21 protein-coding genes and 2 pseudogenes are annotated in these 25,974 nt (G+C 60.1%); 12 read left to right on the forward strand and 11 right to left on the reverse strand.

Going from position 1 to position 25,974, the window contains the following annotated elements; genetic code table 11:
- Window positions 1-72: 72 nt before the first annotated feature.
- The 3 genes from F6X37_RS05370 to F6X37_RS05380 form a co-directional block, all read right to left on the reverse strand.
- Window positions 73-1,113, reverse strand: coding sequence for an ABC transporter substrate-binding protein (locus tag F6X37_RS05370; protein WP_187610576.1), 1,041 nt, complete (start codon window positions 1,111-1,113; stop codon window positions 73-75).
- A 126-nt stretch (window positions 1,114-1,239) separates the two neighbouring features.
- A complete protein-coding gene (locus F6X37_RS05375; RefSeq protein WP_187610577.1) occupies window positions 1,240-2,625 on the reverse strand; it encodes a sensor histidine kinase in 1,386 nt (461 codons plus the stop codon).
- A 2-nt stretch (window positions 2,626-2,627) separates the two neighbouring features.
- Window positions 2,628-3,305, reverse strand: coding sequence for a response regulator (locus F6X37_RS05380; RefSeq protein WP_018423692.1), 678 nt, complete (start codon window positions 3,303-3,305; stop codon window positions 2,628-2,630).
- Between the two features lie 291 nt (window positions 3,306-3,596).
- Between F6X37_RS05380 and F6X37_RS05385 the strand changes: the two genes are divergently transcribed.
- From F6X37_RS05385 to F6X37_RS05420, 8 genes are all read left to right on the forward strand, one after another.
- Window positions 3,597-4,616: an ABC transporter substrate-binding protein gene (locus F6X37_RS05385; RefSeq protein ID WP_187610578.1), complete on the forward strand. Its 1,020-nt coding sequence runs from the start codon at window positions 3,597-3,599 to the stop codon at window positions 4,614-4,616.
- Window positions 4,617-4,655: 39 nt separating this feature from the next.
- Complete coding sequence (locus tag F6X37_RS05390; protein ID WP_184024643.1) at window positions 4,656-5,450, forward strand: ABC transporter ATP-binding protein; 795 nt, start codon at window positions 4,656-4,658, stop codon at window positions 5,448-5,450.
- A gap of 16 nt (window positions 5,451-5,466) precedes the next feature.
- Complete coding sequence (locus F6X37_RS05395; protein ID WP_187610579.1) at window positions 5,467-6,330, forward strand: ABC transporter permease; 864 nt, start codon at window positions 5,467-5,469, stop codon at window positions 6,328-6,330.
- A 286-nt stretch (window positions 6,331-6,616) separates the two neighbouring features.
- A complete protein-coding gene (locus F6X37_RS05400) occupies window positions 6,617-8,095 on the forward strand; it encodes a tetratricopeptide repeat protein (RefSeq protein WP_187610580.1) in 1,479 nt (492 codons plus the stop codon).
- A 54-nt stretch (window positions 8,096-8,149) separates the two neighbouring features.
- Window positions 8,150-8,632 carry a glycoside hydrolase family 108 protein gene (locus F6X37_RS05405; RefSeq protein ID WP_187610581.1) on the forward strand — a complete coding sequence of 161 codons (483 nt, stop codon included), beginning with the start codon at window positions 8,150-8,152 and terminating at the stop codon, window positions 8,630-8,632.
- Complete coding sequence (locus F6X37_RS05410) at window positions 8,632-9,324, forward strand: hypothetical protein (RefSeq protein WP_187610582.1); 693 nt, start codon at window positions 8,632-8,634, stop codon at window positions 9,322-9,324. Before F6X37_RS05405 ends, F6X37_RS05410 begins: the two co-directional genes overlap by 1 nt.
- A gap of 151 nt (window positions 9,325-9,475) precedes the next feature.
- A complete protein-coding gene (locus tag F6X37_RS05415; protein ID WP_187610583.1) occupies window positions 9,476-11,020 on the forward strand; it encodes an alkaline phosphatase family protein in 1,545 nt (514 codons plus the stop codon).
- A 604-nt stretch (window positions 11,021-11,624) separates the two neighbouring features.
- The gene (locus tag F6X37_RS05420) at window positions 11,625-13,346 is read left to right on the forward strand and encodes a DUF6311 domain-containing protein (protein WP_187610584.1); all 1,722 of its coding nucleotides are present in this window, start codon (window positions 11,625-11,627) and stop codon (window positions 13,344-13,346) included.
- A 168-nt stretch (window positions 13,347-13,514) separates the two neighbouring features.
- On the opposite strand, the pseudogene F6X37_RS05425 reads toward F6X37_RS05420, so the two are convergent.
- Window positions 13,515-13,991: pseudogene (locus F6X37_RS05425) on the reverse strand (transposase); the annotation flags it as partial.
- Between the two features lie 3 nt (window positions 13,992-13,994).
- Between F6X37_RS05425 and F6X37_RS36695 the strand changes: the two are divergent.
- A pseudogene (locus F6X37_RS36695) lies at window positions 13,995-14,306 on the forward strand (sterol desaturase family protein); the annotation flags it as partial.
- A 379-nt stretch (window positions 14,307-14,685) separates the two neighbouring features.
- The gene (locus F6X37_RS05430; protein WP_187610585.1) at window positions 14,686-15,330 is read left to right on the forward strand and encodes a hypothetical protein; all 645 of its coding nucleotides are present in this window, start codon (window positions 14,686-14,688) and stop codon (window positions 15,328-15,330) included.
- 243 nt (window positions 15,331-15,573) lie between these two features.
- Here F6X37_RS05430 and F6X37_RS05435 read toward each other — a convergent pair whose 3' ends face one another.
- From F6X37_RS05435 to F6X37_RS05445, 3 genes are all read right to left on the reverse strand, one after another.
- On the reverse strand, window positions 15,574-16,056 hold the full coding sequence (locus F6X37_RS05435) for a 2OG-Fe(II) oxygenase (protein ID WP_090810248.1): 483 nt from the start codon (window positions 16,054-16,056) through the stop codon (window positions 15,574-15,576).
- A 508-nt stretch (window positions 16,057-16,564) separates the two neighbouring features.
- Window positions 16,565-17,881 (reverse strand): hypothetical protein, encoded by a 1,317-nt coding sequence (locus F6X37_RS05440; protein ID WP_187610586.1) that lies wholly within the window; start codon window positions 17,879-17,881, stop codon window positions 16,565-16,567.
- Window positions 17,882-18,048: 167 nt separating this feature from the next.
- Window positions 18,049-18,987 carry a nitrilase-related carbon-nitrogen hydrolase gene (locus tag F6X37_RS05445; protein ID WP_187610587.1) on the reverse strand — a complete coding sequence of 313 codons (939 nt, stop codon included), beginning with the start codon at window positions 18,985-18,987 and terminating at the stop codon, window positions 18,049-18,051.
- A gap of 1,119 nt (window positions 18,988-20,106) precedes the next feature.
- Between F6X37_RS05445 and F6X37_RS05450 the strand changes: the two genes are divergently transcribed.
- Both F6X37_RS05450 and F6X37_RS05455 read left to right on the forward strand, forming a co-directional pair.
- Entirely contained in the window at window positions 20,107-20,292 is a 186-nt protein-coding gene (locus tag F6X37_RS05450; RefSeq protein WP_184061621.1) for a hypothetical protein, read from the forward strand.
- 572 nt (window positions 20,293-20,864) lie between these two features.
- On the forward strand, window positions 20,865-21,167 hold the full coding sequence (locus F6X37_RS05455) for a VF_A0006 family four-cysteine protein (protein ID WP_184046296.1): 303 nt from the start codon (window positions 20,865-20,867) through the stop codon (window positions 21,165-21,167).
- A 227-nt stretch (window positions 21,168-21,394) separates the two neighbouring features.
- Here the strand turns inward: F6X37_RS05455 and cysQ are convergent, their stop codons facing one another.
- From cysQ to F6X37_RS05475, 4 genes are read right to left on the reverse strand one after another with little or no spacing between them, the layout of a single operon-like run.
- The gene (gene cysQ, locus F6X37_RS05460; protein ID WP_187610588.1) at window positions 21,395-22,222 is read right to left on the reverse strand and encodes a 3'(2'),5'-bisphosphate nucleotidase CysQ; all 828 of its coding nucleotides are present in this window, start codon (window positions 22,220-22,222) and stop codon (window positions 21,395-21,397) included.
- Window positions 22,215-22,832, reverse strand: coding sequence for an adenylyl-sulfate kinase (gene cysC, locus F6X37_RS05465; RefSeq protein ID WP_090807528.1), 618 nt, complete (start codon window positions 22,830-22,832; stop codon window positions 22,215-22,217). Before cysC ends, cysQ begins: the two co-directional genes overlap by 8 nt.
- A gap of 46 nt (window positions 22,833-22,878) precedes the next feature.
- A complete protein-coding gene (locus tag F6X37_RS05470) occupies window positions 22,879-24,687 on the reverse strand; it encodes a carbamoyltransferase (protein WP_187610589.1) in 1,809 nt (602 codons plus the stop codon).
- A gap of 11 nt (window positions 24,688-24,698) precedes the next feature.
- Window positions 24,699-25,880, reverse strand: a complete 1,182-nt coding sequence (locus F6X37_RS05475; protein WP_187610590.1) for a sulfotransferase — start codon at window positions 25,878-25,880, stop codon at window positions 24,699-24,701.
- Between the last annotated feature and the right edge of the window lie 94 nt (window positions 25,881-25,974).

Here is a 25,974-nt window from a genome sequence, read left to right on the forward strand (position 1 = left end):
CGTCGTGGCGACGACGTAACCATTGTGAAGCTTCATCTTGTGCTCGAAGCGACCCACGCGGTCAGCCCGCTTTCAAGGCTTCACGTCATCGACGAACTGATCGGTAAACGTGCGCGACAGATCGATATGCCGCCCCTTCACCGCCGGATTGAAGCTCGACAGTACCTTCAGCACCGTCTGCGGACCGTCGGCTGGCATCTTGCCGTCGACGGTGTACATCGGCAGCGAGGCCTGCAATGCGCTGATATACAGCGCCCTGTCGTTGCCGATGTCTTCTTTTGGCATCTGCGCGGCGATTTGTTCCGCGCTGTGGGTGTGCATATAGCGCAGCGTCTTGACGAATGCGCGCGCGAGTTTCGCGGCTTCGTCGGCATGCGCGTCGAGCCACGTGCTTTGCACGTAGAGGCTCGACGCCGGATACATGCCGCCGAGCGCGGCGCGCGTGCCATCGACATTGCGCATGTCGACGAGTACTTTGGCGTCGCCCGCTTTCAATAGTCGAGTGACGGTCGGCTCGGTCGTCATACCCGCGTGAATGCGCCCTTGCCGCATCGCCGCGATGAAACTGCTGTCCGCGCCGACCGGCAGCAGCGTGTATTGCGTGGACCGCACGCCCGCGCGCTGTGCGAGGTACTGCGTGAGAAAACTCGTCGAGGAGCCGAGCCCCGTCACGCCGAGCGTTTTACCGCGCACGTCGGCCATGCTCCGGATCGAATCGGCCGATTTCGCCGCGACCAGTTGCACTTCGCCGGGCACCTGGCTGAACACGACGATCGTCTTCACTTCCTTGCCGCGTGTCTGCAGATCGATCGTGTGATCGTAGAAGCCGACCACGGCCTGCACCGCGCCCGCGAGCATTTCGTTTTCGCCGTCTATTCCAGTCGGCTGCGACAGCAGTTCGACGTCGAGCCCTTCGGCCTTGAAATAGCCGAGCTGTTCGGCAAGACGCGCCGGCAGATAGATGAGCTTGTTGGTACCGCCCACCATGATCGCGAGTTTCTCCGGCGCGGCGGCTTGCGCAGACGTCGCGAGTCTCGCGAGCGCGCACAGCGCGAGCGACGCCGCGACGGCGGCATAGGCCGCGCGCGAGAAACGCGTCAAGGAAAGCTTCATTGGGGGTGTCTCCGTTATCTTGCATCTGGGCGCCGCGCGGGTCGCCTGCCCGTGATTTTGAAGGCGCGAACCCTTCCCGATGCTTTCACGGCTGTGCATGTTGCGCGAACCTCGGGCTTATCCCGATCACTTCGGCGTCGCGCGCGGAAACGTCACGGCGATATGCACACCCTTGCCGCCCTCGCCCGCCTTCAGCGTGATCTCGCCGTGATGGGCGTCCGCGATTTCGCGCACGATCGCAAGACCGAGGCCCGTGCCCTCGGTATCCGTCGACGCACGAAAGAACGGCTCGAACACGCGGCTGCGCGATTCGGCCGGAATGCCGGGGCCGTTGTCGGTCACGCTGACCGTCACCGCATTGGCCGCGGTATCAGCGTTCACGGCGACCGTCACGTGACCACCGCTGCCCGTATAGCGAATCGCGTTCTCGGCGAGATTCGCGATCAGTGCCTGCAACAAGCCGAGATGTCCGAGCACCGGCGCCGCGCCGTGCAATTCCGCGCCCAGATCGATTTCACGTGCCTGCGCGAGCAGGCCGAGATCTTCGACGACCTCCATCGCGAGCGGCACCAGATCGACGCGTTCCATGGCGAGCTGCGAGTTGTCGGCGGCCTCGGCCTGCGCGAGCAAAAGCAGCTTGTTGGTGAGCCCGACCATCGACCGGTTGCTGCGATGCATCGCGGCAAGCGCTTCGTCGAGCGCGGGATTGAGGCCTTCCTGCTGCCGCGCGAATTGCAGTTGCGTGCCGAGCAGCGTGAGCGGCGTGCGCAACTGATGCGCGGCGTCGGCGATAAAGCGCCGCTGCGCCGCCACCTGCACGCCGAGCCGCGCGATGCACTGATTGATCGCATCGACGATGGGTCGCAGTTCCGTATGCAGACGCTCGACGCGAATCGGTTCGAGCTGCATCGGATCGCGGTCGGCCACCTCGTCTTTCACCTTCATCAACGGCCGCAACTCGAACGTGAGCCCGATGCAAACGAGCGCCACCGCCAGCGCGATCATTTCGAGCTGGCGCACGAGTTGCGGCCGCCACAGCTGTTGCGTCATCGCATCGCGCGAGCGCACGGTCTTGCCGACCGTCACGCGCACGGGACGCGTCGCGCCGTTGTCGTACATGAGCCGCACGATGTCGACAGCGCGCACCTGCTGGCCGTGCAACTGCGTGTAGTACGAATCCGGCACGTCGGGCGCCCGCAGCGGACGCGGCGGGAAATCAGGCGTACCCGCGAGCAGCCGCCCATCGTCGACACGCACGCTATAGAACACCTGGTCGCGATACGGCGATGCGAAGATCTCGAGCGCGGCGGGCGGCACATCGACACGCAGAAAGCCGTCGCTCCATTCGACCTCGCCCGCGATCATCCGCGCCGACGCGACCAGCTGATTGTCCTGCACCAGATTTGCGGTGTGCCGCGCGTTGTCGTACTCGGTCTTGCCGGTCACGAACACATAAAGCGCGAGCGGCACGAGCAGCCACCACAGCAGGCGTATGCGTAGGCTATTGGCCATCGTTACTGGTCGTCTTCCCGCTTGCGCAGCAGATAGCCGAGCCCGCGCAGCGTGACGATCGCGGCCGAGCTGCCATCGAGCTTCTTGCGCAGACGCGAAATGTAGATCTCGACCGCATCCTCGCTCGGCTCGTCGGCGAGCGTGAAGATCGCATCGACGAGCGCCGGCTTCGTCACCGTCTTGCCGAGGCGCAGGATCAGCGCTTCGAGCACCGAGCGCTCGCGCGGCGTCACGTTCAGCGGCGCGCCCTTCAGCGTGAACTGGCGCGTGTCGATGTCGAACGACAGATCGCCGCACACCACCTCGCCCGCTTTCGACGGCGACTGCCGCCGAATCGCCACCTTGATGCGCGCGATCAGCTCGCGCACTTCGAACGGCTTCACCAGATAGTCGTCGGCGCCGGCGCCGAGCAGCTCCACCTTCTCGTCGATCGAGCCGCTCGCGGTGAGGATCAGCACCGGCGTCGCGTCGCCACGCTGACGCAGCCGGCGCAGCACGTTCTTGCCCGACAGCTTCGGCAGGTTCAGGTCGAGCAGGATCACGTCGTAGTGATTGGTGCGCAGCAGGCGGTCGGCTTCATCGCCGTCCTGCACGGCGTCGAGCGCGAAGGCCTCCTGCTCCAGCATCTTCGCGAGCCAGTGCGCAAGCGTGGGGTTGTCTTCGATCAGCAGCAGCTTCATGGCGGCAACGGCAAAAGTCAGGTCGTCGATTGTGCCTTAAAACAAGGGGGCCGCGCGCATACCGTGTGGTTTGCCGCATAGTCCAGTGCCCGCCGCGAGCGCGGTGCCGATCCGCGCGCAATGTCGGCGCAATTTCGGCGCATTTTCGGCGCTTTTTCGGGTTAACACCCATGTTTTGCGCCAAACCCCGAAAGCTGCCAGAAGGTTTCGCGTTTCTATAATCGCCCCCATTGACCCAGAAAAGCGCCGCGCACCACGGGGTCGCGGCGACCCACCTAAGGAGACTGCTTCATGCGTACCTTGCGCCAGATTGCCGCTGTATCAGGAGTTGCGTTCGCCCTTGCCGCCGCTTCGGCCGCCGCTCACGCCGAGAAGATCACGATCATGGTCGGCGGCGCCACCAAGATCATCTATCTGCCGGCCAAGCTCACCGAGCAGCTCGGTTACTTCAAGGACGAAGGCCTCGACGTCGAGATCCTGTCGCAGCCGGCCGGCGTCGATGCGGAGAACGAACTGCTCGCGGGCGCGGTGCAAGGCGTGGTCGGCTTCTACGATCATACGATCGACCTGCAGAGCAAGGGCAAGGAAGTGCAGGCGCTCGTCGTCTTCGGCCAGGTGCCGGGCGAAGTAGAGATGGTCTCGACGAAGGCGGCCGATTCGCTGAAGAGCATGGCCGACGTCAAAGGCAAGACGCTCGGCGTGACCGGCCTCGGTTCGTCGACCAGCTTCCTCACGCAGTACCTCGCGCAGCGCGCGGGCGTGCCGTCGACGCAATACACGATGTTGCCGGTCGGCGCGGACAACAGCTTCATCGCCGCCGTCAAGCAAGGCCGCATCGACGCCGGCATGACCACCGAGCCGACCGTCTCGCAACTGCTCAAGACCGGCGACGCGAAGGTGCTGGTCGACATGCGCAACGTGGACGGCACGCGCGCCGCGCTCGGCGGCACCTACCCCGCTTCGAGCTTCTACGTGCAGCGCGCGTGGGCCGCAGCGCACAAGGACGAGGCCGCGAAGCTCTCGCATGCGTTCGCGAAGACGCTGAACTACATCGCGACGCATAGCGCCGAGGACATCGCCGCGCAGATGCCGAAAGACTACTACGGCAACAACAAGGACCTGTACGTGAACGCGCTGAAGGCGTCGCTGCCGATGTTCACGAAGGACGGCAAGATGCCCGCCGACGGCCCGGATACGGTGCTGAAGGTGCTGTCCGCATTCAATCCGTCGGTGAAGGGCAAGCATATCGATCTCGCCAAGACCTACACCAACGACTACGTGTCGGCGCCGGTCAAGACCGCGTCGAAGTAACGCTTCTTTCATCTTCACAGAACTGCGAGGCACCCGCCGATGAATCAACCTATGTCACGCGAGACGCCAGCGATCGAAATGCGCAACGTGTCGTGCCGTTTCATTTCCCCGGACGGCAAGGCCACGATCGCGCTGCGCGACTTCAGCATGTCGGTGGCACGCGGCGAATTCGTCGCGGTGGTCGGCCCGACCGGCTGCGGCAAGTCCACCACGCTCAGCATGATCACCGGCTTGCTGAAGCCGACCACCGGCGAAGTGCGCGTGATGGGCGCGCCGGTGGACGGCATCGATCCGCGCATCGGTTTCGTGTTTCAGGCCGATGCGGTGTTTCCGTGGCGCTCGGTGCTCGACAACGTCGCGGCGGGTCCGCTGTATCGCGGCCGCTCGAAATCGGCCGCTTACGACGAAGCGAACGAATGGCTGCGCCGCGTGGGCCTCGACAAGTTCGGCAAGCACTATCCGCATCAACTGTCCGGCGGCATGCGCAAGCGCGTCGCGCTTGCGCAGACCTTCATCAACAAGCCGGAAATCCTGCTGATGGACGAGCCGTTCTCGGCGCTCGACATGCAGACGCGCACATTGATGCAGGACGAGTTGCTGCAATTGTGGGGCGGCGCCGGCTCGGTCGTGTTCGTCACGCACGACCTCGAAGAAGCGATTGCGCTCGCCGATCGCGTGTTCGTGCTAACTGCCCGTCCCGCCACGCTGAAGAAAGTCTACGAAATCGATCTGCCGCGACCGCGCGTCACATCGGAGATCCGCTACGACTCACGCTTCATCGAAATTTCGCGCGATATCTGGCATGACCTGCGCGAAGAAGTGCAGATCGGTTAATCAAGGAACGGCAAACATGTCTACACCCTCTCAACAGATGATGCCCTCGGGCATCGACGCCGCGTCGCTCGCTCACGTCGAGCGTATTGCGCAGAAGAAGATCCGCCAGCGCCAGGTTCTGGTGATTTCGCTGCGCATTCTCCTGCTCGTGGTCGTGCTCGGCGGCTGGGAACTGTCCGCGCGCCTGAAGTGGATCGACCCTTTCTTCTTCTCGATGCCGACCGAGATCTTCGCGCAGATCGTCGACTGGTTCGTGAACGGTACCTCGCAAGGGCCGCTGCTCACGCAGGTGTGGGTCACGCTCGAGGAAACGGGGCTCGGCTTCATCATCGGTTCGATCGGGGGCATCTTCTGCGGCATCGTGCTCGGCCGCAACAAGCTGCTCTCCGACGTGTTCAGTCTCTACATCAAGATCGCCAACTCGATCCCGCGCGTCGTGCTCGGCTCGGTGTTCGTGATCGCGCTCGGGCTCGGCATGGCGTCGAAAGTCGCGCTCGCGGTCGTGATGGTGTTTTTCGTCGTGTTCGCCAACGCGTTCCAGGGCGTGCGCGAAGCGGATCGCTACATGATCGCGAATGCGCAGATTCTCGGCGCGTCGCGCCGTCAGGTGACGACCTCGGTCGTGATTCCGTCGGCGCTCAGCTGGATTCTCGCGAGCCTGCACGTGAGCTTCGGCTTTGCGCTGGTCGGCGCGGTGGTCGGCGAGTTTCTCGGCTCGAAGCAGGGCATCGGCTTGCTGATCTCCACCGCCCAAGGCGCGTTCAATGCGGCCGGCGTGTTCGCGGCGATGATCGTGCTGGCGGTGGTCGCGCTTGCCGCCGACTACCTGCTGACCGCGGCGGAGAGTCGATTGTTGAAGTGGCGGCCGAGTTCGGTTTAAGCCACGGCAGCGCAGAGTCCACAAACAGTAGTTCGCTTCACCGATGCCGCTCAGTCTTCTGGACTGAGCGGCATTTTTATTTGCTAACGCACATCCTGTCTCCCGCCAGCAAACTGTTTTTCGCAATACGTTGGCCACCTCGCAACACTTCTTTCTTTCAATCCCCCACCAGAAGCCAACATCCCGCTGCCAGCCCGTTCCATGCGCTATGGCACGCTCGATGCATACCCCACCGCGCAAGTCGGGCGATTGCCAACATCGATCGCGGATCGAAGCGAGGTGAGTCATGTCGAGTGCACAGAGTCAACGCCGGTCAACCAACGGGTACGGCGGCCCGTTCAGGCGCGCCCACACCGCGAATCGCCGCGATCGTCATCATTCGAGCGGATTCGTGCTGTTCGGCTTGCACACCGCCGGTGTGATCGGCCGCGGACCGAAACGCCTCTGGCCGTATGTCCTGCCCTGGTTGTTCATCCTACTGACGATCGGTTCCATCTGTCTCGTCGTGCGCGGCGTGCTCGCGCGTCAATTGCTGGTACCGCCGGTGGAAACACCGCAAACGTTGACCGAGCGCGGCTATACGGCGAACTTTCTCGCCGAGCGGATCATGTCGGCGATGAAGGAAATCGGCCAGGATGCCGAATCGATTCCGCACGACACGATGACCAGCAACGACGCGCAACAGGACATCCAGATTCCGGGTCAGGAAATGTCGTATGCGACGACGGTGCGCTTCATCAAAGGCGTGCTCAAACGCGACGATGTCGCCGTGCACATCGGCATCACGAAGACGAATGGCAGCGCGGATTCATACGTCGCGCACGTGCAGATAGAACACGGACCGTTCAACGGCCGCGAAAGCACGGTGCCGTTCGAAGGGCGCGACCTCGAAAAGCTCGTGCACGACATCGCAGTCACGGCGATGCGCCTCGCCGAACCTAACATCCTCGCCAGTCATCTGTTCACGCAGGTCCAAAAAAAGACCAAATGCTCGCTCGCGCAATGCGACTATCGCGAGATCGTCGGGATCTATGACGAAGTCCTCGCGTTGCCCTCATCCGAGCAAGCCCAATGGGCAGTCGCGGGTAAGGCGTGGTTGCTCGACAGTCAGCAGCGCTCGACAGAAGCCGAGCAGCAGATCCGTGAAGCATTGACCCAATACAAGCACTCGGCGGTGCTGCGCGCGAGTCTCGGCATTGCGCTCGAACAGCAGAACCGCATCGACGATGCGCTAAAGGAACTGCGGGCCGGCGCGAAGGAAAAGTCGCGCACCGCTGAAAACCTGCGACTGCTCGGCGACGTGCTGTTGCATTCGAAGAAGCACGATCGCGAAGCACTCGAAGCATTCAGGCAGGCTGCCAAGATGAACCCCGACTCCGTCGACACGCTGCACGACTGGGCCGAGGCGCTCGTCAAAACCGGCCACGACGACGAAGCAATCGACAAGCTGTCGCATGCCGTCGCGTTGCGTCCCGATCTCGCGCCGTCCTATGTGGAATGGGGCCACGCGCTGGAACACAAAGGCGCGCTGCGCGAGGCCGCGCGCAAGTATGCACAGGCATTGCAGCTCGACGCCGGCACGTTGTCGGCGCGCGAACGCGAGCTGGCGCTCTCGACGGACGCATCGCCCGACGAAGCCGACACCCGGACATCGAGGCCTGACCTGCGCGTCAAGCCCGTTTCGAATCCCATGACGTCGTACCCGCTTCGGGCATCGCTCGATACGGTAAGCGACGCCGTAGGACGGGCGATGCAAGCGGCCTGAGCCGCGCGCATTCGCCATTTGAGTTGGCAACACAGCCGAACAGGAGACAGTTCGATGGACAGCTTCGAAGATGCATTCAAAGCCTTGATCGGAAACGAAGGCGGGTACAGCTTCAATCCGGCCGATCCAGGCGGCGAAACGATGTGGGGTGTGACAGCGCGCGTCGCGCGCAGTGAGGGCTATAACGGCGCGATGAAAGACCTGCCGCTCGATACCGCCAATCAGATCGCCAAGCGCAGGTACTGGGACCCGTTGCATCTCGACGAACTCGATCCGCGCGTGGCTTTCCAGATTTTCGATGCGAACTACAACGGCGGCCTCGTCGTGCTGTGGATGCAGAAAGCTTCCGGCGCCAGGGAAGACGGCAAGTTCGGCCCCGACACGCTCGATGCGGTCAAGAACGCCGATCCGATGAAGTTCGTGATGCGCTTCGCCGCGTATCGTCTGCGGTACCTGCGGAACCTGCATTCGTGGCCAAATTTCAGCCGCGGCTGGACCGAACGCATGGCATCCAATCTTCTCCTGGGAGCAGCATGATGGACTGGTCTAAAGTTGCGAAGAATATCAACAGCACCGCCCCGCTTCTCGCCGGGCTCGTAGGGGGGCCGGTCGGCCTCGGCGTGACCGCTGCCGCCGCGATCATCTCGCACGCGCTCGGCACGCCGGGCGACCCGGCCTTCGTGGAACCCGCGTTGAACGACCCCGGCGCACTCGAAAAACTTCGCCAGGCCGAAAGCGCGAATTCGCTGCAATTGCAGCAGTTGATGGTGACGGCCGCGCAGTCGAGCCTCGCGCACGACGCCGACATGGCCCGCATCGCCACGAGCGACACCGCGAATGCACGCGCGATGGGTGTCGCCAATCGCGACTGGGTCCCGAAGGTGCTCGCCATGGCGGTCACCACCGGCTTCTTCGGCATTTTGCTGCTGATGGCGTTCCAGCCTTTGCCGGGTACCAACAAGGATCTCGTCAACGTGATCGTCGGCGCGTTGGGAACCGCGTGGATCAGCATCATCGGCTATTACTTCGGCACGTCGGTCGGCTCGATGCGCAAGACCGAGCTGCTCGCGAAGCCGAGCGTGCCGATCACGGCCGATAGCGCGTTGACGTTGCGCGAACCGGCGTCGCAATCGGGAGCGCACGCACCGGCGGCGGCCGCGCCGTCCGGCGACCACTTCCCATCGTTCGCGCCGGGCGGGCAAGGTCCGATCTTCTCGGGCGGCAGTTGAGTCGATGCTACGTTAAGCGAATCATGCATGCGACGAAGTACATTGACCGTCGCGTGCATGTCCGCCTCAAAGCAGGGCTCTTTCGCCGGCGCGCGTTTTGCGCTAAGTTGGCAACGCGAAGTCCATCCCGTCCCGAGTGGAGCGATAGAAGATGAGTGACGTCGAGCAGAACGCGCAGAACGATCCGATCGAACACGTCGTGCTACTGTTGATGGAGAATCACTCGTTCGACCAGATGCTCGGCTGCCTCGACGCCGTGCACGACAAACTGGACGGCGTGCGCAACGCGGCCGGCAAATCGAACGCCGACGGTCAAGGCCACACCTTCTATCCGCGTGAAACGCGCGAGCGGCAGATGAAGGACGATCCGAATCACGAGCACAAGGCCGTGATGGAACAGATCGCCGCCGACAACAGCGGTTTCGTGCGTACGTTCGTGAACGACTACCCGAAGAGCAGCCTCGCCGCGCGGCAAGACGTGATGGGCTATTACCCGCTCGGCTTTCTGCCCGCGCTGCACACGCTCGGTTCGCAATTCACCGTGTGCGACCGGTGGTTCTCGTCATTGCCGGGGCCGACGTGGCCCAACCGTTTTTTCGCGCTGACGGGTACGTCGAAAGGCGAGATCGGAATGCCTTCGGGACTCGACGGGCTCAATCCGCACTGGTACACCGAGCAGGATCAGGACACGATTTTCGATCGGCTGAACGCCGCGCGCAAAACGTGGAGCGTCTATTTCTACGACTTCCCCGCCTCGTTGCTGCTGAAGAACCAGCGACGCGCGGAAAACCTCGCGAATTACCGCCCTTTCGATCAATTCTTCGAGGACGCAGCGGGACCCGCCAGTCAGTTTCCGCAATTCGTACTGATCGAGCCGAAGTACTTCGGCGAAGCGCAGAACGACGATCATCCGCCGCACAACATCATGAAGGCAGAGAAGCTGATCGCGGATACCTACAATGCGCTGCGCTCGAATCAGGCGCTGTGGGAGCGCACGTTACTGGTGGTCCTCTACGATGAGCACGGCGGTTTCTACGACCACGTATCGCCGCCGGCCGACGTGCTCGCGCCCGACGACCACACCGCGAGCTTCGATTTCAAACGACTCGGCGTGCGTGTTCCCGCCATCCTGGTGTCACCGTGGTGCGAAGCCGGCGTGTGCAACGAACGATTCGATCATTGCAGCCTGCTGAAGTACCTGTGCGACAAGTGGCAAATGCCACCGCTCGGCAAGCGCACCGAGGCGTCCGCGAACCTCGGTGTGGCGATTCGCCGTGGCGGCGGCGCGCGCACCGATACGCCGCCGTTTATTCGCGTACCCAATCAATCGCTGATTGCGCAGCACGTCGAACTGGAGCGCAAATCGTCGAATGGCAATCAGCATGGCCTGCATCACTTCGCCGACTATCTGCACGCGGAACTGGACCGGCTCGCCGCCGAGGCGGTCGAGGCGGCCGCGCAACTGGCGCGCACCGGCAACGCATGGGTGCGCTTCAAGAGCGCGTTGGGCTCGCTGATGATGAGTCTCGGCCAGTGGCTCAGCAAGGACTTCTACGACGCACGCGACCAACGCGATGCACGCACGAGCCAGGCGTTCACGCGTTTGCGGCAATCGGTCCGTGAGGCGACGCCGGGCATCGCGCGAAACGATGCGGAAGAAACGGCCTCGTCCGTCAATCCGGTCCCGGAGAAATAGCACGCCGCAAAGCGGTGGTAGTGCGGAACGTCGGCGGATGCCAGAGTTCGTGAAATCGGGACCTTGGATTTCTTCGACTATTTCAATAGTCTTGACGCAGTGGCCGGTTGGCAGTGCCCGGTTGGCAGTGACGGTATCAGTGAAGCGGACGGTGAATCGTGCCACAGAAACCGGGAATTTCGGTTCGGGACCGCCGCAGCGCAGCGCTGCCGGCTTTTTTCCCGGCGACAAGCGCTATCGCGCGGACAACGGCCACTTTCGGTCGGTCGGCAGATCCGGATGAACGGCCGCTGCTGGCCCGGTTTCAGACTGCCATAAACGATAACCCGCGGTTTAATGCTGGTGAGCGAGCTATCGCCGGACATCCTGACGGTTCGCCTTGTGCTGTCCGCAAGTCGATAGTCAGGGTTGGTTCTAGACCAAACAACGTCTTCACGATTACCATTCTCCACCGTCGCTGGAGGCAGGAAGGATCTGTAGTTAGCCCGTCCTGAACAATTCGTTTTGCCGACCACGGGCGTTACGGCGACCGTCCCCGCCGCCATGCCGCTACCAGACTTTTAATCTTCGCGGCTTCGGATATCACTGCCATCAGGTTCCCGGCTTGCTCGATTCATCGCTACCGTTTTTCCAGTTGCGTTACATTCACCATCAATACGACCTAGACTTTCCATTAACAATGACTGACTTATTCCGCATTCGGAACGTCCTGATTCCGGCCGCTATCGGCTTAATCGTCTTCCTGGCGTTCACGGGCGGACACGGGCTGAATCCGCTTCGTGTGGACTGGATTATGTCGAGCGACGGTGACGCCCCGCAGCAATACGTCGGATGGAATTTTTTCCGTCATAGTCCGTATCTGCAATTCCCCTTAGGCCTGAATCCGGGGTACGGGGAAGTCATCGGTAGTTCGATCGTATTCTCGGATTCAATACCGTTGCTCGCAATCCTGTTCAAGCTGGTTCGCGGCGTCCTGCCGGACCAATTTCAATATTTTGGGCTATGGATCGCCGCCTGCTTTGCTTTACAGGCCGTTTTTGCCTGGGCGATCCTGTCGCTGCGCACCACGGACAACGTGATCAAAGCACTAGGTTGCGCACTTCTGACACTCTCTCCGCCTATGCTTTGGCGGCTTCACGGACATGAGGCCCTGATAGGGCATTGGCTGCTGCTTGCCGCGCTATATCTCTATCTGACCAACCGGGGCAGGATGTGGCACTGGATTCTGTTGATTTGCGTGACCGCATCGATTCACGCCTATTTGCTTGCCATGGTCGCAGGCATCTGGTTTGCCGATCGGGTACGCCTGCTTGCGCCCGGTAGCGCAAGATTGAAGCAATTGGCTGTCGAGCTTCCGTGTCTTGCCGTTGCGGTTTTGATCACGACCTGGTCGGTCGGCTATTACACGGTCAGAAGCGTCGTGTCGGGGGGATTCGGCACCTATCGCGTCACCCTGACCTCGCCGTTCCGGGCGGAGGCCATCTGGTCGATCTGGAGCAGCTATGGATTCCTCGGCGGAGATTACGAAGGTTTCTGCTACATCGGTGCTGGCGTCTTACTGCTCTTCGTGACGACGGCGGTCTTGATCATAAAACATCGCAAGAACGCGCCCATTGCCTGGGGCACGCACGCGTCACTGATCTTCGTGTGCGCGCTGTTTTATCTGTTCGCGCTGTCAAACCGGGTCTCTCTCGGCGGCCGCCATGAGCTGTTCCAGTACCCGATGCCGGCCTTCCTGACAGGATTCACGTCGACATTCCGCGCCTCGGGTCGCTTTATCTGGCCGGTTTTTTATGCGGCTATTGTCTTTCTGCTATTTCGCTTCATCAAACTCTCGCCCAGAAAATGGGTAGTTCCTCTTTTGTGTGTCTTCGTGGTCTTCCAGGCCACGGATCTGATCAAGGCGTCAAAGTATTTCAGAAGCCAATGGACGCAGCAGTGGACCCCGTCCCTCACGTCCGATTTCTGGAAAGAGGTGCCCCGGCAGTACAAGCGGATCGCGTTTGTCATGCCGCTAGATGGCGGCTACACCTATGTCCCGATTGCGTTCATGGCGTCTAATGCGAAGATGACGATCAACGGCGGCAATCTTGCGCGCGTCGATTTCGACAAGCTCGGCCAGGTGCAGGCGCAATTGCAGGATACGATCGAGCACGGTACTTATTCGCCCGACACGCTTTACGTGTTCCATACCCCGCAAAGCTGGGCGACAGCCAAGGCAAATTTCAAGGGCGATGGATTTGTCGGAACAGTCGACAACTATGACGTAATCGCACCGGGTTGGCATGGATGCACGACGTCGTGCGGTGCATTGGCGAACAAGTAATGTAAGTTCGTCAATTATCTTATAGGTACGGCTTGTCCATCTGAAATGTTCCCCGCGTCCCTGTTCCGGATGGTCATGCTGTACGCGTGAAACGTCGCGACGAGGGCTTGGGGAGCACCCGCGACTAGCTGGTCCGTCCTGAACAATTCGTTTTGCCGACCACGGGCGTTACGGCGATGGGGTCACGGCAATGCTGCGGTTAATCAGGGCAGCGAGAATGAAGGCACAAAGAAGCCGCAGCTTCCTCAGGATCATCCGCAGGTTGTGACCGGCGCCGCACAACACCGCGTGCATCGCATCGCCGAGCGCGCCCTTGAGCCAGTTGCGATCGAGTTTTCCGTCTGTCTTCATATGGCCGATGGCTGGCCCGATTGCACTTCGCCGTCTGATCATCGCGCGTAGTCCGCGTGTGATGCCCCGCCGCAGGCCCGGGTGGTAAATCTTCACGTCGTCGACGGCGACACCCTTGTAACCGCGATCTACGATTGCCACCTCGGGCTTCGCCTCACTCACGATCGAGGCCTGTTCCAGCGCTTCAGCCAGCGTATGACCGTCGTACGGATTGCCCGGCATCGAGCGCATGCCGATCACCAGGCCCTCCTTGTGCGTCGTAGTAATGGACACTTTCACACCGAACTCGTATGGGATGAATATCTGGATGGAAACTACGGTGGCGTGCTGATCGTGTTCGACCGACTCTTTGGCACCTACATAGCTGAACAGCGCGACACGCCGTGCCGCTTTGGGCTGGTGCGACCGATGACGACATATAACCTGCTGACTATCGAGTTCGACCACTGGCGTGCATCGTGGCGCGATCTGCGAACGGCGCACTCTTTGCGCGAGGCGTGTGGCTATGTGTTCAAGCCGCCTGGTTGGCGGCCTGATGGCAGCGGGCAGACAACCGAAGACCTGAGGCGTAGTGCTAACCCGCAGCACTTCGCCGAGGGACCGCAATAACCGTCCGATATCAGCCGGCGGAGAGCGGCCGCTTACGAACCTAGGCTGAGCGGGGCAAGTGGGTCGTGTACGGCAGTTCAGTTGCCCGGATTCTGCCACCTCCTTCCATTCGATAACCGCTGTGGTAGAAGGAGACTGTGCGAGAAGTCGATAGACGCCCGTCCGCTCATCCTCTGATCCTGTGCGAGGATCGACCCGTCTGATGTCCGGCGGCAGGAGCGGCGGCATAAGCCGCGCCATTGCCGCCGCGCAAGCCGGTAACATGCGAATAGCGCAGAATAGGATCGTGAGCATCTTCAAACGCGCGTGAGAGGAAGTGGCGCCCGATTTCGGTCGTTATGGCCTACGCGTTAGCGACAACCTTATTGCAGAGAGCCCAATGAAGAAAGGAAAGACGAAACTTACCCGCCATGATGCTGAGCGCCTTTTCGAGGGTCTGCCTAATGGGAACGTGAAAGTATCGAGCCGGCCAGAGAACCCATTCGATGCAGGGGTGTTCGACGAGGTCGAGCGCGTCGACGACGAAGCCAAACTCTGGAAAGACAACCTCATTACTCTTCCGATGGCGATCGAGTTGCCTGCTGCCTACGAGTCGGTATCTCGCATGCGCGAGTCGATGGCGAGGGCATGGCGCGCGAAGTGGGTAAGGGAAGGTAAAAACGAGGTTGTCACTGAGTTTCCTGAAGGTTGGACAGCCGTTCGCCCGGAAAGCGGACCCATAGAGTTGCGAGATCCGTCCGGCGTGGTCCGCGCCATATACGGGTGGGCCGAGGATGCTGAGCTCAGGATTCTGCCGCGGTATCTGGTTGAGTCACAGACGAACAGTTCAAGCGGACTGGGCAGCTTGCTCGTCCGTGATCGCGTGAACGGTCGAGTACTTGTGAGGTCGTCGATCTGGTCGGCTCAAACTGGTACCAACCATCCCGATTGGGCCAGGTTGTCAGAGTGGCTCAACTTACACTATCCACAACATCGCGACCCGCTTCGGTACTGGGAAGATTGCGAGGAAAATCTCCAACACTGAGCTACTTATTGGGGACTCTGTTCCCGCGTCTGCTGCACCCAGGGTGACGGGGGCGAAAGGAGGGCTCACGGCTTGATTGAGCTTCCGAGCTCGGCCACATTGTCGTGACTCGGCGTTGGCTTCGCGCGTATGCCATCGGCACCATGCCGAACTGGACACTAACGAAATCCGGCAATTGATTGTCAAGCTGATCCGAAAGGGCGCGATCCTGGACGTTAACCACAGATGCGCACGCGGTTCGGCTTACACCCGCTGCCTCATCCAGCATGCAATGCTCATGCGGTCGCGCGTGGCGGGCAGCACCTCGTGTTCAAACTCCGCCGAGAGAAACAAGAGCAGCGTTCCGGCGCGCGGAAAGACGTCGTGATAAGACTGATCGGCAAGGTATAGCCGCAGTGCGCCGCCCTCGGCGTCCTGCCACGCTTCGTTGAGGTAGAACACAGCGGAAATCACGCGGCTGTCGCTGTTACGCAGGCAGTCGAGGTGGCGTGCGTATCCGGCACCTGGCGGATATACCGCGTAGTGTGATTCGCTATCGACCAGACCGAGAAACAGGTCGCGGTTGAGCGCGTTCCGTAGCGCGTCGATGCGATCGGCGAACGCCTGCTGCCGCGTGCTCAGCGCGTCGGGTTGGAACCAGTGCGTGCTATCGCCGCGCAAAAGTGTGGCAGCGCGATTGGCCCCCACACGGGCTGGTGTCAGCAGCTGCGCGTCGTGCATGGCCATGCATTCGGTCGATAAGGCCTGCGTCTGGCTCTGTGACAAAAAGTTCGACACGACACACCAGCCGTCGACGGCGAGCGCGCGTGTCGCGATGTCGAATTCGCTGGATCGGGAATTCGACCCGACATCGATTGCCTCGTCCGGCGCGGCGTCGCCGATCAGGCAATCAACCAGCAATTCGATTTCCGCTTCAATCAGGGGGTGTTCCAGAAATGCATCCGTTTTATTTGTTCTTCCGCTGGCAGCTCGATCGAGTACTCGCTCGGGTCTGCTACCAGCTGGTCAAAACCATCAAGCGTTGTCGGGGGCGCGTCGAACGCGCGCATTGACACACGCCGGACCCAGGAGGAAGAGCCGGGCCGAGGTGGTCGATCTGTTGGGACAACCGCGCAGTCTACACGAGTGGGACGAAGGCTGAACGAGCGACCACGAAAGACCCTGGATTACGAAACACCGGCTGAACGATTCGATCGAACTATTGCATCGACCGGTTGAATCCGCCAGGTTGACGCTAGCGGCCAAACTTCTTTAGCCAGCTCACCGGAAGCCCGTGCTTTCTGGGAATCTCCGCGTTTCGTTTCGAGGTTTGCCGCGGTCCGGTTCGACCGCGTCTGACATTCATACCTTTCAGGCGGCTGGTTGCGGCTTCGACCAACGTCGTTCGCACCTGCACGCGGGTCGCTTCGTCAAAGATAGAACTCGCGATCTCGTCGATCGCCAGTGCAATGAGCGCATCGCGCTTTTCCGGCTGTAGTTGCAGCCAGGGGCCCCACGGATCGATTGGAATCGGTCTTCCGCCAAGAACTAGCGAACCACCTGCGTCATCGGCCACTCCCCCGAGAAGGCGCCCTACAAGTACCGGCAACGGAAAATGCCACCATGGCCAGCTCGTCGTGGGTGACAGCATGAAAGCCGTCAAAATGCCGTTCTGCTTCCCCATCCCGATGATCTGTCCGCTAGCGTTGATATCGAACACAACCTCCAGATGCCATCCGGGATCCGAAATCAGCTTGTCCAGAAGCGTCGTCGTTCCGTTTTGATAGAGAAAAGCTCCAAAATGAAAGCCGTTGTTTAACGACGGATCGTCAAACACGCAACTGCCGACCACATCACCACTGTTGTTGATTGCCGTTGCAGTACCCTCGGTTGCTCCAGCGGGCAGCGGGATAGGCTGAAAGACCGGCGTCGCCTGCCGTGTGTCGCACGTTCCCGGAACGGCCTTGTATGTGGGCGGCGTGCCGGCTGCTCCGCAGGCTACCCCGGCGTCGTTAATGCCGTACGCGCTTTCCATCGCATCCAGCATCTTTGTGGTGCCGCTCGCGACGCTATGTACTCCCGGCTTCCCGGAATCGCTAAAGCCAACTGCTTCTCCCTGGTTGTTTATCACGGCAAGATTAAGCGCCGGAACAGTGGCAACGAGACGGTTTGCGGGCACGCTGAACAGGAAACCCTCTCCGTTAGTGCCGCCGCCGCAAACGAGCCCCTGATCGTTGACATCGGCCGCCCATGAGATCGGCCCGACCAGGTTCGAGAGGTCAGTCACATTCCCGGCGTCGACGATGATGGCGGACTCGGTTGCGTAGTTGTCCGTTGTCATGCTGCCCACAGCGATAAGGCCGTCGTTGATACCCCAGAGGGTCGTGTGATTCGGAGGCGCAAGGGTAGAGGTAAGCCAGCCGTTTAGCCATTGCGCGCCAACCGGCCGCGATTGCCCCTCGTCGTTCACAAATGTGGTTCCGGCTGCCTGACCATCATTACCCAATGAGTATGCTTCCGCGCTCACGGGGGCGTCAGGATCAGGTCCCAATATTGGCAACAAGGAATACATAGCGTCCTCCATCGCCCGAGAACCGGGCATCATTCGCCTGTTTCAGGAAGGCACGGCGAAGTGCCGCAATGAAATGCATACTGAGACCGAATGTCCTCGGTGATGTCGCGACCGACGTTAGGCATCCGTGCGAGGCCGTTTCGGAGAAACAGCCCGACGAGGCGCAATCAACGGTTCTGCTCAAAGACGACGGGTGGGGTAACCGACTCATTTACATGGAGGCGGAATATATCCGGACGTGCGTAGTGCCCTACGACATCGAAGTCGTATTTTCCCCTCGCGAGGTCAGCGAGATCCAGTTCATGAACAAGCAGGGCGTCTTCATCGAACACGGGCCCGGCAAGCACCTCTCCTAGTGGTCCCACTATGCAACTGCCGCCACGCATGAGGACGGTATCCGGATTGTTGCCCTGGACGGCAGCATAGTTGTCCGGCGCATCGCGGCGCCGTAAATGCTGACACGCAGAGAGCACAAAACAGCGGCCTTCCATCGCAATGTGCTGCATTGAAGCAACCCAGGTGGGCCGACTGTCCGCTGTCGGCGCGCAATAAATCTGTATTCGCTTCGCGTACATGGCCATGCGCAAAAGCGGCATGTAGTTTTCCCAACAGATCACCGCACCCAGCCGACCGAAAGGCGTATCGAATACGGGAAGCGTCGACCCGTCGCCAAACCCCCAGATCAACCGCTCGGCCGCTGTGGGCATCAGCTTTCGATGTTTTCCCAGCAGTGTTCCATCGGGCGCCAGGAAGATGACGGTACAGTAGAGCGTACCGCCGTCGCGCTCAATCACACCGACAATCAGGTATTGCCTCAGATCGCCTGCGATCTGCGCGATTCGATTTGTCCACACGGATGGCACCTCGATGGCGCTGTCAAAGTACCGGCGATAGTCCTCTCTGCCTTCAGGCGTCCTCTCGCCGACGGGAGCGCCGAAATGCAGTCCCTTGGGATAGGCGGATACAAAGGCTTCCGGGAACACAATCAATTGCGAATCGAGTTTCGACGCCGCGACTACGTCCCGTTCGAGCTTGGCCAGCGTTCGTTCGACATCGAACATGGCCGATCCCGTTTGCATGACCGCTGCACGCAGAACTTGCTCCATTCTGACCTCCGGTTCAAAGGCGTTAGTTCACTTTATTAAAGGGCGAGAATTGGTGCGCGCATAGATTTTTTGGCCATCGTTCAGATCTCACATCGTTGAACGCCCGTCAGCCCGTCACTACGCCCTTTTCAGCGGATGACAAAGGCAGGTGGATTGATTCGCCGAGTCGGGCAACTGCGCCGGAGGACCCAGACACGTCGGAATGTGGCCAGAGAAAAGTCGTGATCGTGATGTGGCGGCAATTTCAGTTTAGACGCGGCGGTACTCCCTGCTATATGCCATTCGCCATATGCACAGACGGCTCGCGGAAGCCTTTCGACGCTGGATTTGCCTGTGTAGTGGGGCACGCTTGTCTCATCCGCGCCCTTGAATACGGAAAAACAGACGGTGCCGTTCACGCCCGCTTCGCGCGACCTTCAATTGAACTGGCGCTCTCGGCCATGTTCAGCCGGTCGCCCGCTCACTCGGCCAGACATTCAAAAGTCGCTTTCATGCTGAAAGCTGCCGCTCGCTTTGCTCCGTGACCCGGAAGAGGCTTGCCGTTGAACCTCCGACTATGGGTTGTGTGCGCTTCCGTCGACAACAGTTAGTCCAGGCGGCTTGGCGAGTATTCGCATCGCTGCTGCAGCGAGCATCTTCGATGACCTGCATGAGTGTCTCGCAGGAGAACGGCTTGTGCAGATAGACATCGAAGAGCCGGGCAATGTCTCGCTGACTGACAGCATCTCCCGTCATTGAAACGAGGAAAGCCGCGGAGCGAATCGGCGTTTCCCTCAGCGACCGTGCGACAGACTCATTGTCCTCAGGCTTCGATCGGATTCTAAGCCTCGAGGACATCGTACAAACACGGGATACGGAGGCGGACCGCATGTGTCGCGATCTAACCCACAGCGCCAGACGGAGAGTTGGATCCGACCCACCGGTCGCAGCGCGCATGTCGGTCTACCAATTCACACTGTTCGCCATTAAAAATCCAATATTTTCAATTAGTTGTGTGATCGCTTACCGCGGTGCCACCGTTTGGCACGCACTTTGCCTTGATCCTCATCGAGGAGTATCTACACCCTCAAAACAAGCTCTGACATTCCTGACTGACTAATTTACCCTTGGAGAATCGAAATGAACGCGCTGGTAATCAAAGACCTCCCCGTAGTCGTTGAGATGGATCGTACTGCAATGACCGCCGTCAGCGGCGGCAGGTTGCCGCAGCAGATCGTGAACATCATCCAGGCCGTTGGCGACTATGCAAATGACGCTCCTACCCAGCACAGTTTTACTGGCAGTGGGACTTCTGTGACGTACTAACAGAAACACGGTGATTTCGTAGCTCAAGGCCCCGCCAACGAAAGGCCTCTTTGAATTCGCTTCCGGTGACTTTATCTGCGCTGCCCCGATACCGACCGTTCCGCTTCAATTCGACGGGTTGTTGTGAGCGTGAGCATTCTTTCCGAGGGCATTACGACCGTCTTCTTGTTCACGATCGATGAGGTACTAGGCTTCCGGTTCCTCACCAGGCGTGCTCAACTTTTCTCCTCGCAAAACAACGGACTCCCACGCGGACCGCGGACGCGAAACACCATGACGACGCAGGTCCCAGCACCTTGTTGGCTTAAGCCGCCGTCGGTGTGGCGACCGGCCAGCGGCGGCTAAGTCGAATAGTTGTTCCCGAAAATGCCACTTGAACGTACGGACCGGTCAGTTTTCTGCCAGTGAGAGCGCGCACCGTGACTGGCCGTTGAGGGTCGGTCTGAGGCATTCACATAGGTGGGCCGAGTGTTTGACTCGGCCCTGCCACCACCGGTCATTCGACACTGACGCCTGAATCGCTGATAATCGGTAACTGCCCGCCGTTATATCCCTGAGTCTTGGTCGCAATCATGCTCAAACTCGCCTATCTGTTTCTCTCGATCACGCTCGCCACCCCGCTCTCGGCCCTAGCGTACGGTAGTGATAATCCAGACTACGATCAATGCATTCTGCATTCGTTGGGAAACAGTCAGAGCAGCTTTGCGGCTCGCCAGATCAGCAACTCGTGCGACGCGATTTACAGAAATGGCGCAATGCTTTTGCCGCGCGAAAGAGCGTATCACCTGTGTGTCCTGCAAAATGTGCAGACCGTGAGAGGAGCATTTGCGGTCAACGAGATACTGCATGCATGCCGACGTCAAAATCAGATGTAGGACGGACGCCATTGACGATTGCAGCCCTGAGATTCGCAAGATTTAATTGCGATTGCGTTCATTGACCTCGCCCCGTGGAGACGTGGCGAGACACTGGCACGAACGGCTGCTTCCGGAAAATGCCAAGGTCCGCTTCGGGTCCGACTACTGCCCGACCCGAGGCATCAATGGCGGAGCACGCCGTCAGCTCATCGTCGGACCGGGTGCGGCCAAGAAGGGACCGTCGGCTAGATAGAGCCGCTCGGGCCACCCTCCGCCACAAACCACGGATTCGCGAAATCGACGTCGCTGCTCTGCCCGCGCTTGCCGTAAGTCAACACCGTGCCGTCCATCGACATGACGCGACCACCCGCGGCCGACAGCACCGCGTGCCCCGCGGCGGTGTCCCACTCCATTGTTCGGCCGAGCCGCGGGTAGATATCCGCCGCGCCGCTCGCGATGGCGCAAAATTTCAGCGACGAGCCGACCGACACACATTTTGCGTCGGGGTAGCGCTGGATAAATTCGTCGGTATCGGCCGACGCGTGCGATCTGCTTGCGACGATGGTCGGCGGCTCGCAACGGGCACGCACCGCGATTCGCTGCCGGTTGCGTATTCCGCGATCAGCACCGACCTCCGACATGCACGCGTAACCGGGGCGGCCCGAGTACAGCATGCGCGTCGCCGGTGCAAGCACCACGCCGATCAGTGGCGTACCGTCCCGTATCAACGCGATGTTCACCGTGAAATCGTTGCGGCCCGCGATGAACTCCTTGGTGCCGTCGAGCGGATCGATTAGAAAAAAGGCTCGCCCCAGCACGTTCGGCATCACGCCCGCCGATACCGCCTCTTCGGCCACGCACGGCACGCCGCGATACACCGCGCGCAATCCGTCCACGATGACCGCCTCGGCGGCGTGATCGGCTTCGGTTACCGGCGACCGGTCCGCTTTGGCCCATACCGGGCACCGGTTGTCAAAATACTCGAGAATCTTTTCGCCCGCCGCGATGGCGAGCTGCTCGAAACGGTCCAGCGTGCTGGCATCCACCGACAACGCGTCTTCCTGTTCAATCATTCAAAAACCCCCGCTCCTTCAACCATACCTCCACTCGCTCGACCGTTTTCTCCACCGAGTGCCCGACGGTATCGAGCCGGATCTCCGGTGACTCGGGCACCTCGTACGGAGAATCGAGTCCGGTGAAGTTCTTGATCTCGCCGCGCAGCGCGCGCGCATACAGGCCCTTTGGATCGCGGCGGACGCACTCCGCAATCGGTGTCTCCACAAACACTTCGATAAACTCGGTCTCGTCGAACAGTTCTCTCGCCGCGTCGCGATCCACGCGAAACGGCGAGATGAACGACACGATGACGAGCAGTCCAGCATCCACCATCAGCCGCGCGACTTCGGCCACCCGTCGGATATTCTCGACCCGGTCGCGGTCCGAGAAACCCAGGTCGCGATTCAGGCCGAAACGTACGTTGTCGCCATCGAGAACGTACGTATGTGACCCGTTGCTATGCAAGCGCCGCTCGAGCATCGAGGCGATCGTCGATTTTCCAGACGCCGACAGTCCGGTCAGCCACAACACGGCCGCCTTCTGGTTTTTCTGTTTGGCACGCGATAGTTTGTCGACATGCATTGTGTGCCAGGAGATATCGCTGCTGGCGATATCGGTCAGGTCCATGTCTTTCCCCTATTCTTTTCGACTGGCCGAAATGCGGGACGCCGCATCAAGAAATGGTATCTAGTTGTGCGTCGCTGCGATTCGCCGCCGAGACCGTCACGAACGAAGCGGGCGCACGTTGCGGCGAAGCGGGCAGCACGACCGGTGTTTCGCCAACGGCCATGGGCGCTTTCTCGACGATGAAGTCGCCCATTACCAGCACGTCCAATCCTGTCGAAAAGAAGCATCGAATCGCGTTCAGCGGCGATTCGATGATAGGCTGATCCATGATGTTGAAGCTTGTATTGAGAATAACCGGAATGCCGGACAACTTCTCGAACTCTTTGATCAGACCGTAGTAGCGCCGGCTGGACGTCGCCGACACTGTCTGTAGGCGCGCGGTGCCGTCGACGTGCGTGATGGCTGGCAACAGCGCCTGCTTGTCGGGCAGCACGTCGCACACCATCAGCATGAACGGCGATTCGCCCGAGAAGTCGAAGAACTTCGACACGTCTTCCGCCGCGACGGACGGCGCAAACGGCCGGAACAACTCGCGATGCTTGACCTCGGCGTTGATCTTGTCTTTCATGCCCGGCAGCGTTGGATCCGCGAGAATGCTGCGGCCGCCGAGCGAGCGCGGACCGAACTCCATCTTGCCCTGAAACCACGCGACGATCTTGCCCTTCCGCAGAATGGACGCGGTTTCAGCGCAGACGTCGGCCGATCTCCGATAAGCTACCTTCGATTGGCGAAGCACGTCTTCGATCGCCTCGTTCGAGTGCTCGGTGCCGATATACGGGTGCTCATGGTGATAGCGCTTCTCGCCCTTCAGCAGGCCGTTGTACAGGTAATACGCCGCACCGATGCAGGTGCCGTTGTCGCCCGCGCCCGGCATCACATAGATGTTCTTGAACTGGGTTTCGCGCATCACGCGCCCGTTCGCGACGCTGTTCAGCGACACGCCACCGGCGAGCACGAGGTTGCGCGTGACGGTCTTCTTTTCGAGCACCCGGCACAACTGCAGGATGCTTTCCTCGATCACCCGCTGAAACGCCGCCGCGACATCCCGGTGATGATCCTCGAACGGTGCGCCGCGCTTGCGTGGCGCGCCGAATGCCTGGTAGAACGCGTCGTTGCAGAAGCGGCCGGTGACTTGCGGGAAGTCGAACAGCGACAGATCCAGTTCGATCTCGCCGGCCGCGCTGATCCGCACGAGCGACTTCGCCTTGTCGTAGAACCGCTCGGGATCGCCGCAAGGCGCGAGGCCCATCGTTTTGCCTTCGTCGTAGTTCGGCTTGAAGCCGCAGAACTCCGTCGCGGCGGAATAGAAGCAACCCAGAGAATGCGGAAACAGGCTCTCGCCGAATGCCTGCAGCATGCGGCCCTTCGCATGGCCGAGCCATGTGGTCGACCACTCGCCCCAGCCGTCGATCGACAGCAGCGCGGCTTCGTCGAACGGTGAGACGAAATAGCTGCCGCCGATATGCGACAAGTGATGGTCGATGAAATGCACTTTGGGACGCGCTCCGCGCCGGTCCCACGTTCTGTTGTACCAGCTCCAGAACGCTTTCTGCCGCGCTCTCAGTCGCAAGAACTCATAGGAGATGAAAGAGCCCGCGGCCCGGTGCAGCGACGCCGCATACAGTGCCTTCGTGACGACATGCTTGTTCGGATTGAACGAGATCGCGATGTGGTCGATGTCCGATGCTTTCAACCCGCTGCGCGCGAGACAGCTTTCGATCGCGCGCTCCGGAAACTTCTGGGAATGTTTTTCGCCCGTCAGGCGCTCGTCTTCCACGGCAACCAGCAGTTCGCCATCGGCAACGACACATGCGGACGAGTCATGAAAAATGTAGTTCAGACCAAGGATGTTCATCAGACGGACTCTTACAGGTTGTGTTGGGTCGCGAGACCGTGTTCGGGAGCGCCGGCCCCGATGCGGGCGACGAACGCGCCGAAGGCTTCGAAGCCATCGACACTGCGCGGCGCGTTCACATAGCCGGAATCGCGCCGGTCCTGCTCCGCCTGCATGTCCGCGAGAAGCCGTGCATAGTCGCTGCTCAGCGGCACGCCGATGGCCGCATAAATGCGTTCGACGGTATGCTGGATTTCCGTGGTGAACTGGTCGAACGTCAGGTAGGTGATCGCGTTGCTTCGCTCCAGCTCCCCGCAGGATTCAATCAGTTTCAAACACTCCTCTTTACGGAATTTCATGTTTTCTTTATCCCAATCCGCGATGAGTTGCGGGTCGACGCCGTGCTTCGCTTTTGTACAGATATCCGACATCGTCACGTACGAACTGACAAATCCTTCCGGCGGCCTGACAATAGCCACGAAATTAGCGTCATTGAATTCATCGTGTAATAATTTATACAGATCGACACTCTCATTTTCTTTCGTCAGCCATGTACGACCGCCGCCACGATAATAAGCGGTCTTTTGAACTGTTTTTCTGAATGTGAGCAAAAGTTTGCGTTTTTCTCTCGCGCTCAGCATTTGCACTTCCATTACACGCTTCAGAACTTCAATAAACGGGAAGCGCCGGAACGTGAAATAATGGTGATACATGCGTTCTTCAAAAAATATTCCGTGCTCCTCGACACTGCCCAACTGGTGTTCGTGAATCTTCGCGGCAAGCCGGCCTAATTCGGTATTCGGCCAATAGCTGATTCCCTCGACGCATTTTCGCAAACCCAATATATCGAGGATTTTCCACAGCGTGATGAACGGAAAGCGCCATTCCAGATGCGTCAGGGAAAAGAAGGTATTCGCGTCGAGCGACAGCGTCCGCAGCAGGAACGTGGTTCCGCTCCGCGGCTGGCTCATGATGAAAACCGGCCTGGCCAACTTCTGCTGCGTAAACCGTGAAAACAGAATCTCGTCAAGATACCAGAGCACGGTGAAAAACGGTGCATAAATCAATTCCTTGCAAAGATGCCATGCCATGCTGCGCTTCTGATTCAGCGTCACCTCGCGGCTTCGAATAACCTCCCTCGCGACGACAAGAAATGACCGCCACAAAAAGAACGGACAACAGGTAACCAGAAAAAAATAACTGATCAATACCATAAACAACACCACTCACCTCCCCATACTTCAGTTTAAAAATTAAATCCTTCTGAAGAACGATGTGCGTTATCACGAAATTGACTTTGATTATCAT

Source organism: Paraburkholderia sp. 31.1, assembly GCF_014397645.1.
Taxonomy (GTDB): Bacteria; Pseudomonadota; Gammaproteobacteria; order Burkholderiales; family Burkholderiaceae; genus Paraburkholderia; species Paraburkholderia tuberum.

Excerpts from the sequence above, each read along its gene's own strand:
- F6X37_RS05450 (WP_184061621.1), top strand. The coding sequence starts at position 20,107 with ATGAACGCGCTGGTAATCAAAGACCTCCCCGTAGTCGTTGAGATGGAT.
- F6X37_RS05380 (WP_018423692.1), bottom strand. The coding sequence starts at position 3,305 with ATGAAGCTGCTGCTGATCGAAGACAACCCCACGCTTGCGCACTGGCTC.
- F6X37_RS05430 (WP_187610585.1), top strand. The coding sequence starts at position 14,686 with ATGAAGAAAGGAAAGACGAAACTTACCCGCCATGATGCTGAGCGCCTT.
- F6X37_RS05385 (WP_187610578.1), top strand. The coding sequence starts at position 3,597 with ATGCGTACCTTGCGCCAGATTGCCGCTGTATCAGGAGTTGCGTTCGCC.
- F6X37_RS05475 (WP_187610590.1), bottom strand. The coding sequence starts at position 25,880 with ATGGTATTGATCAGTTATTTTTTTCTGGTTACCTGTTGTCCGTTCTTT.
- F6X37_RS05455 (WP_184046296.1), top strand. The coding sequence starts at position 20,865 with ATGCTCAAACTCGCCTATCTGTTTCTCTCGATCACGCTCGCCACCCCG.
- F6X37_RS05410 (WP_187610582.1), top strand. The coding sequence starts at position 8,632 with ATGGACTGGTCTAAAGTTGCGAAGAATATCAACAGCACCGCCCCGCTT.
- F6X37_RS05370 (WP_187610576.1), bottom strand. The coding sequence starts at position 1,113 with ATGAAGCTTTCCTTGACGCGTTTCTCGCGCGCGGCCTATGCCGCCGTC.
- F6X37_RS05390 (WP_184024643.1), top strand. The coding sequence starts at position 4,656 with ATGAATCAACCTATGTCACGCGAGACGCCAGCGATCGAAATGCGCAAC.
- F6X37_RS05435 (WP_090810248.1), bottom strand. The coding sequence starts at position 16,056 with ATGGCCATGCACGACGCGCAGCTGCTGACACCAGCCCGTGTGGGGGCC.
- F6X37_RS05395 (WP_187610579.1), top strand. The coding sequence starts at position 5,467 with ATGTCTACACCCTCTCAACAGATGATGCCCTCGGGCATCGACGCCGCG.
- F6X37_RS05415 (WP_187610583.1), top strand. The coding sequence starts at position 9,476 with ATGAGTGACGTCGAGCAGAACGCGCAGAACGATCCGATCGAACACGTC.
- F6X37_RS05405 (WP_187610581.1), top strand. The coding sequence starts at position 8,150 with ATGGACAGCTTCGAAGATGCATTCAAAGCCTTGATCGGAAACGAAGGC.
- cysQ (WP_187610588.1), bottom strand. The coding sequence starts at position 22,222 with ATGATTGAACAGGAAGACGCGTTGTCGGTGGATGCCAGCACGCTGGAC.
- cysC (WP_090807528.1), bottom strand. The coding sequence starts at position 22,832 with ATGGACCTGACCGATATCGCCAGCAGCGATATCTCCTGGCACACAATG.
- F6X37_RS05375 (WP_187610577.1), bottom strand. The coding sequence starts at position 2,625 with ATGGCCAATAGCCTACGCATACGCCTGCTGTGGTGGCTGCTCGTGCCG.
- F6X37_RS05445 (WP_187610587.1), bottom strand. The coding sequence starts at position 18,987 with ATGGAGCAAGTTCTGCGTGCAGCGGTCATGCAAACGGGATCGGCCATG.
- F6X37_RS05400 (WP_187610580.1), top strand. The coding sequence starts at position 6,617 with ATGTCGAGTGCACAGAGTCAACGCCGGTCAACCAACGGGTACGGCGGC.
- F6X37_RS05440 (WP_187610586.1), bottom strand. The coding sequence starts at position 17,881 with ATGTATTCCTTGTTGCCAATATTGGGACCTGATCCTGACGCCCCCGTG.
- F6X37_RS05470 (WP_187610589.1), bottom strand. The coding sequence starts at position 24,687 with ATGAACATCCTTGGTCTGAACTACATTTTTCATGACTCGTCCGCATGT.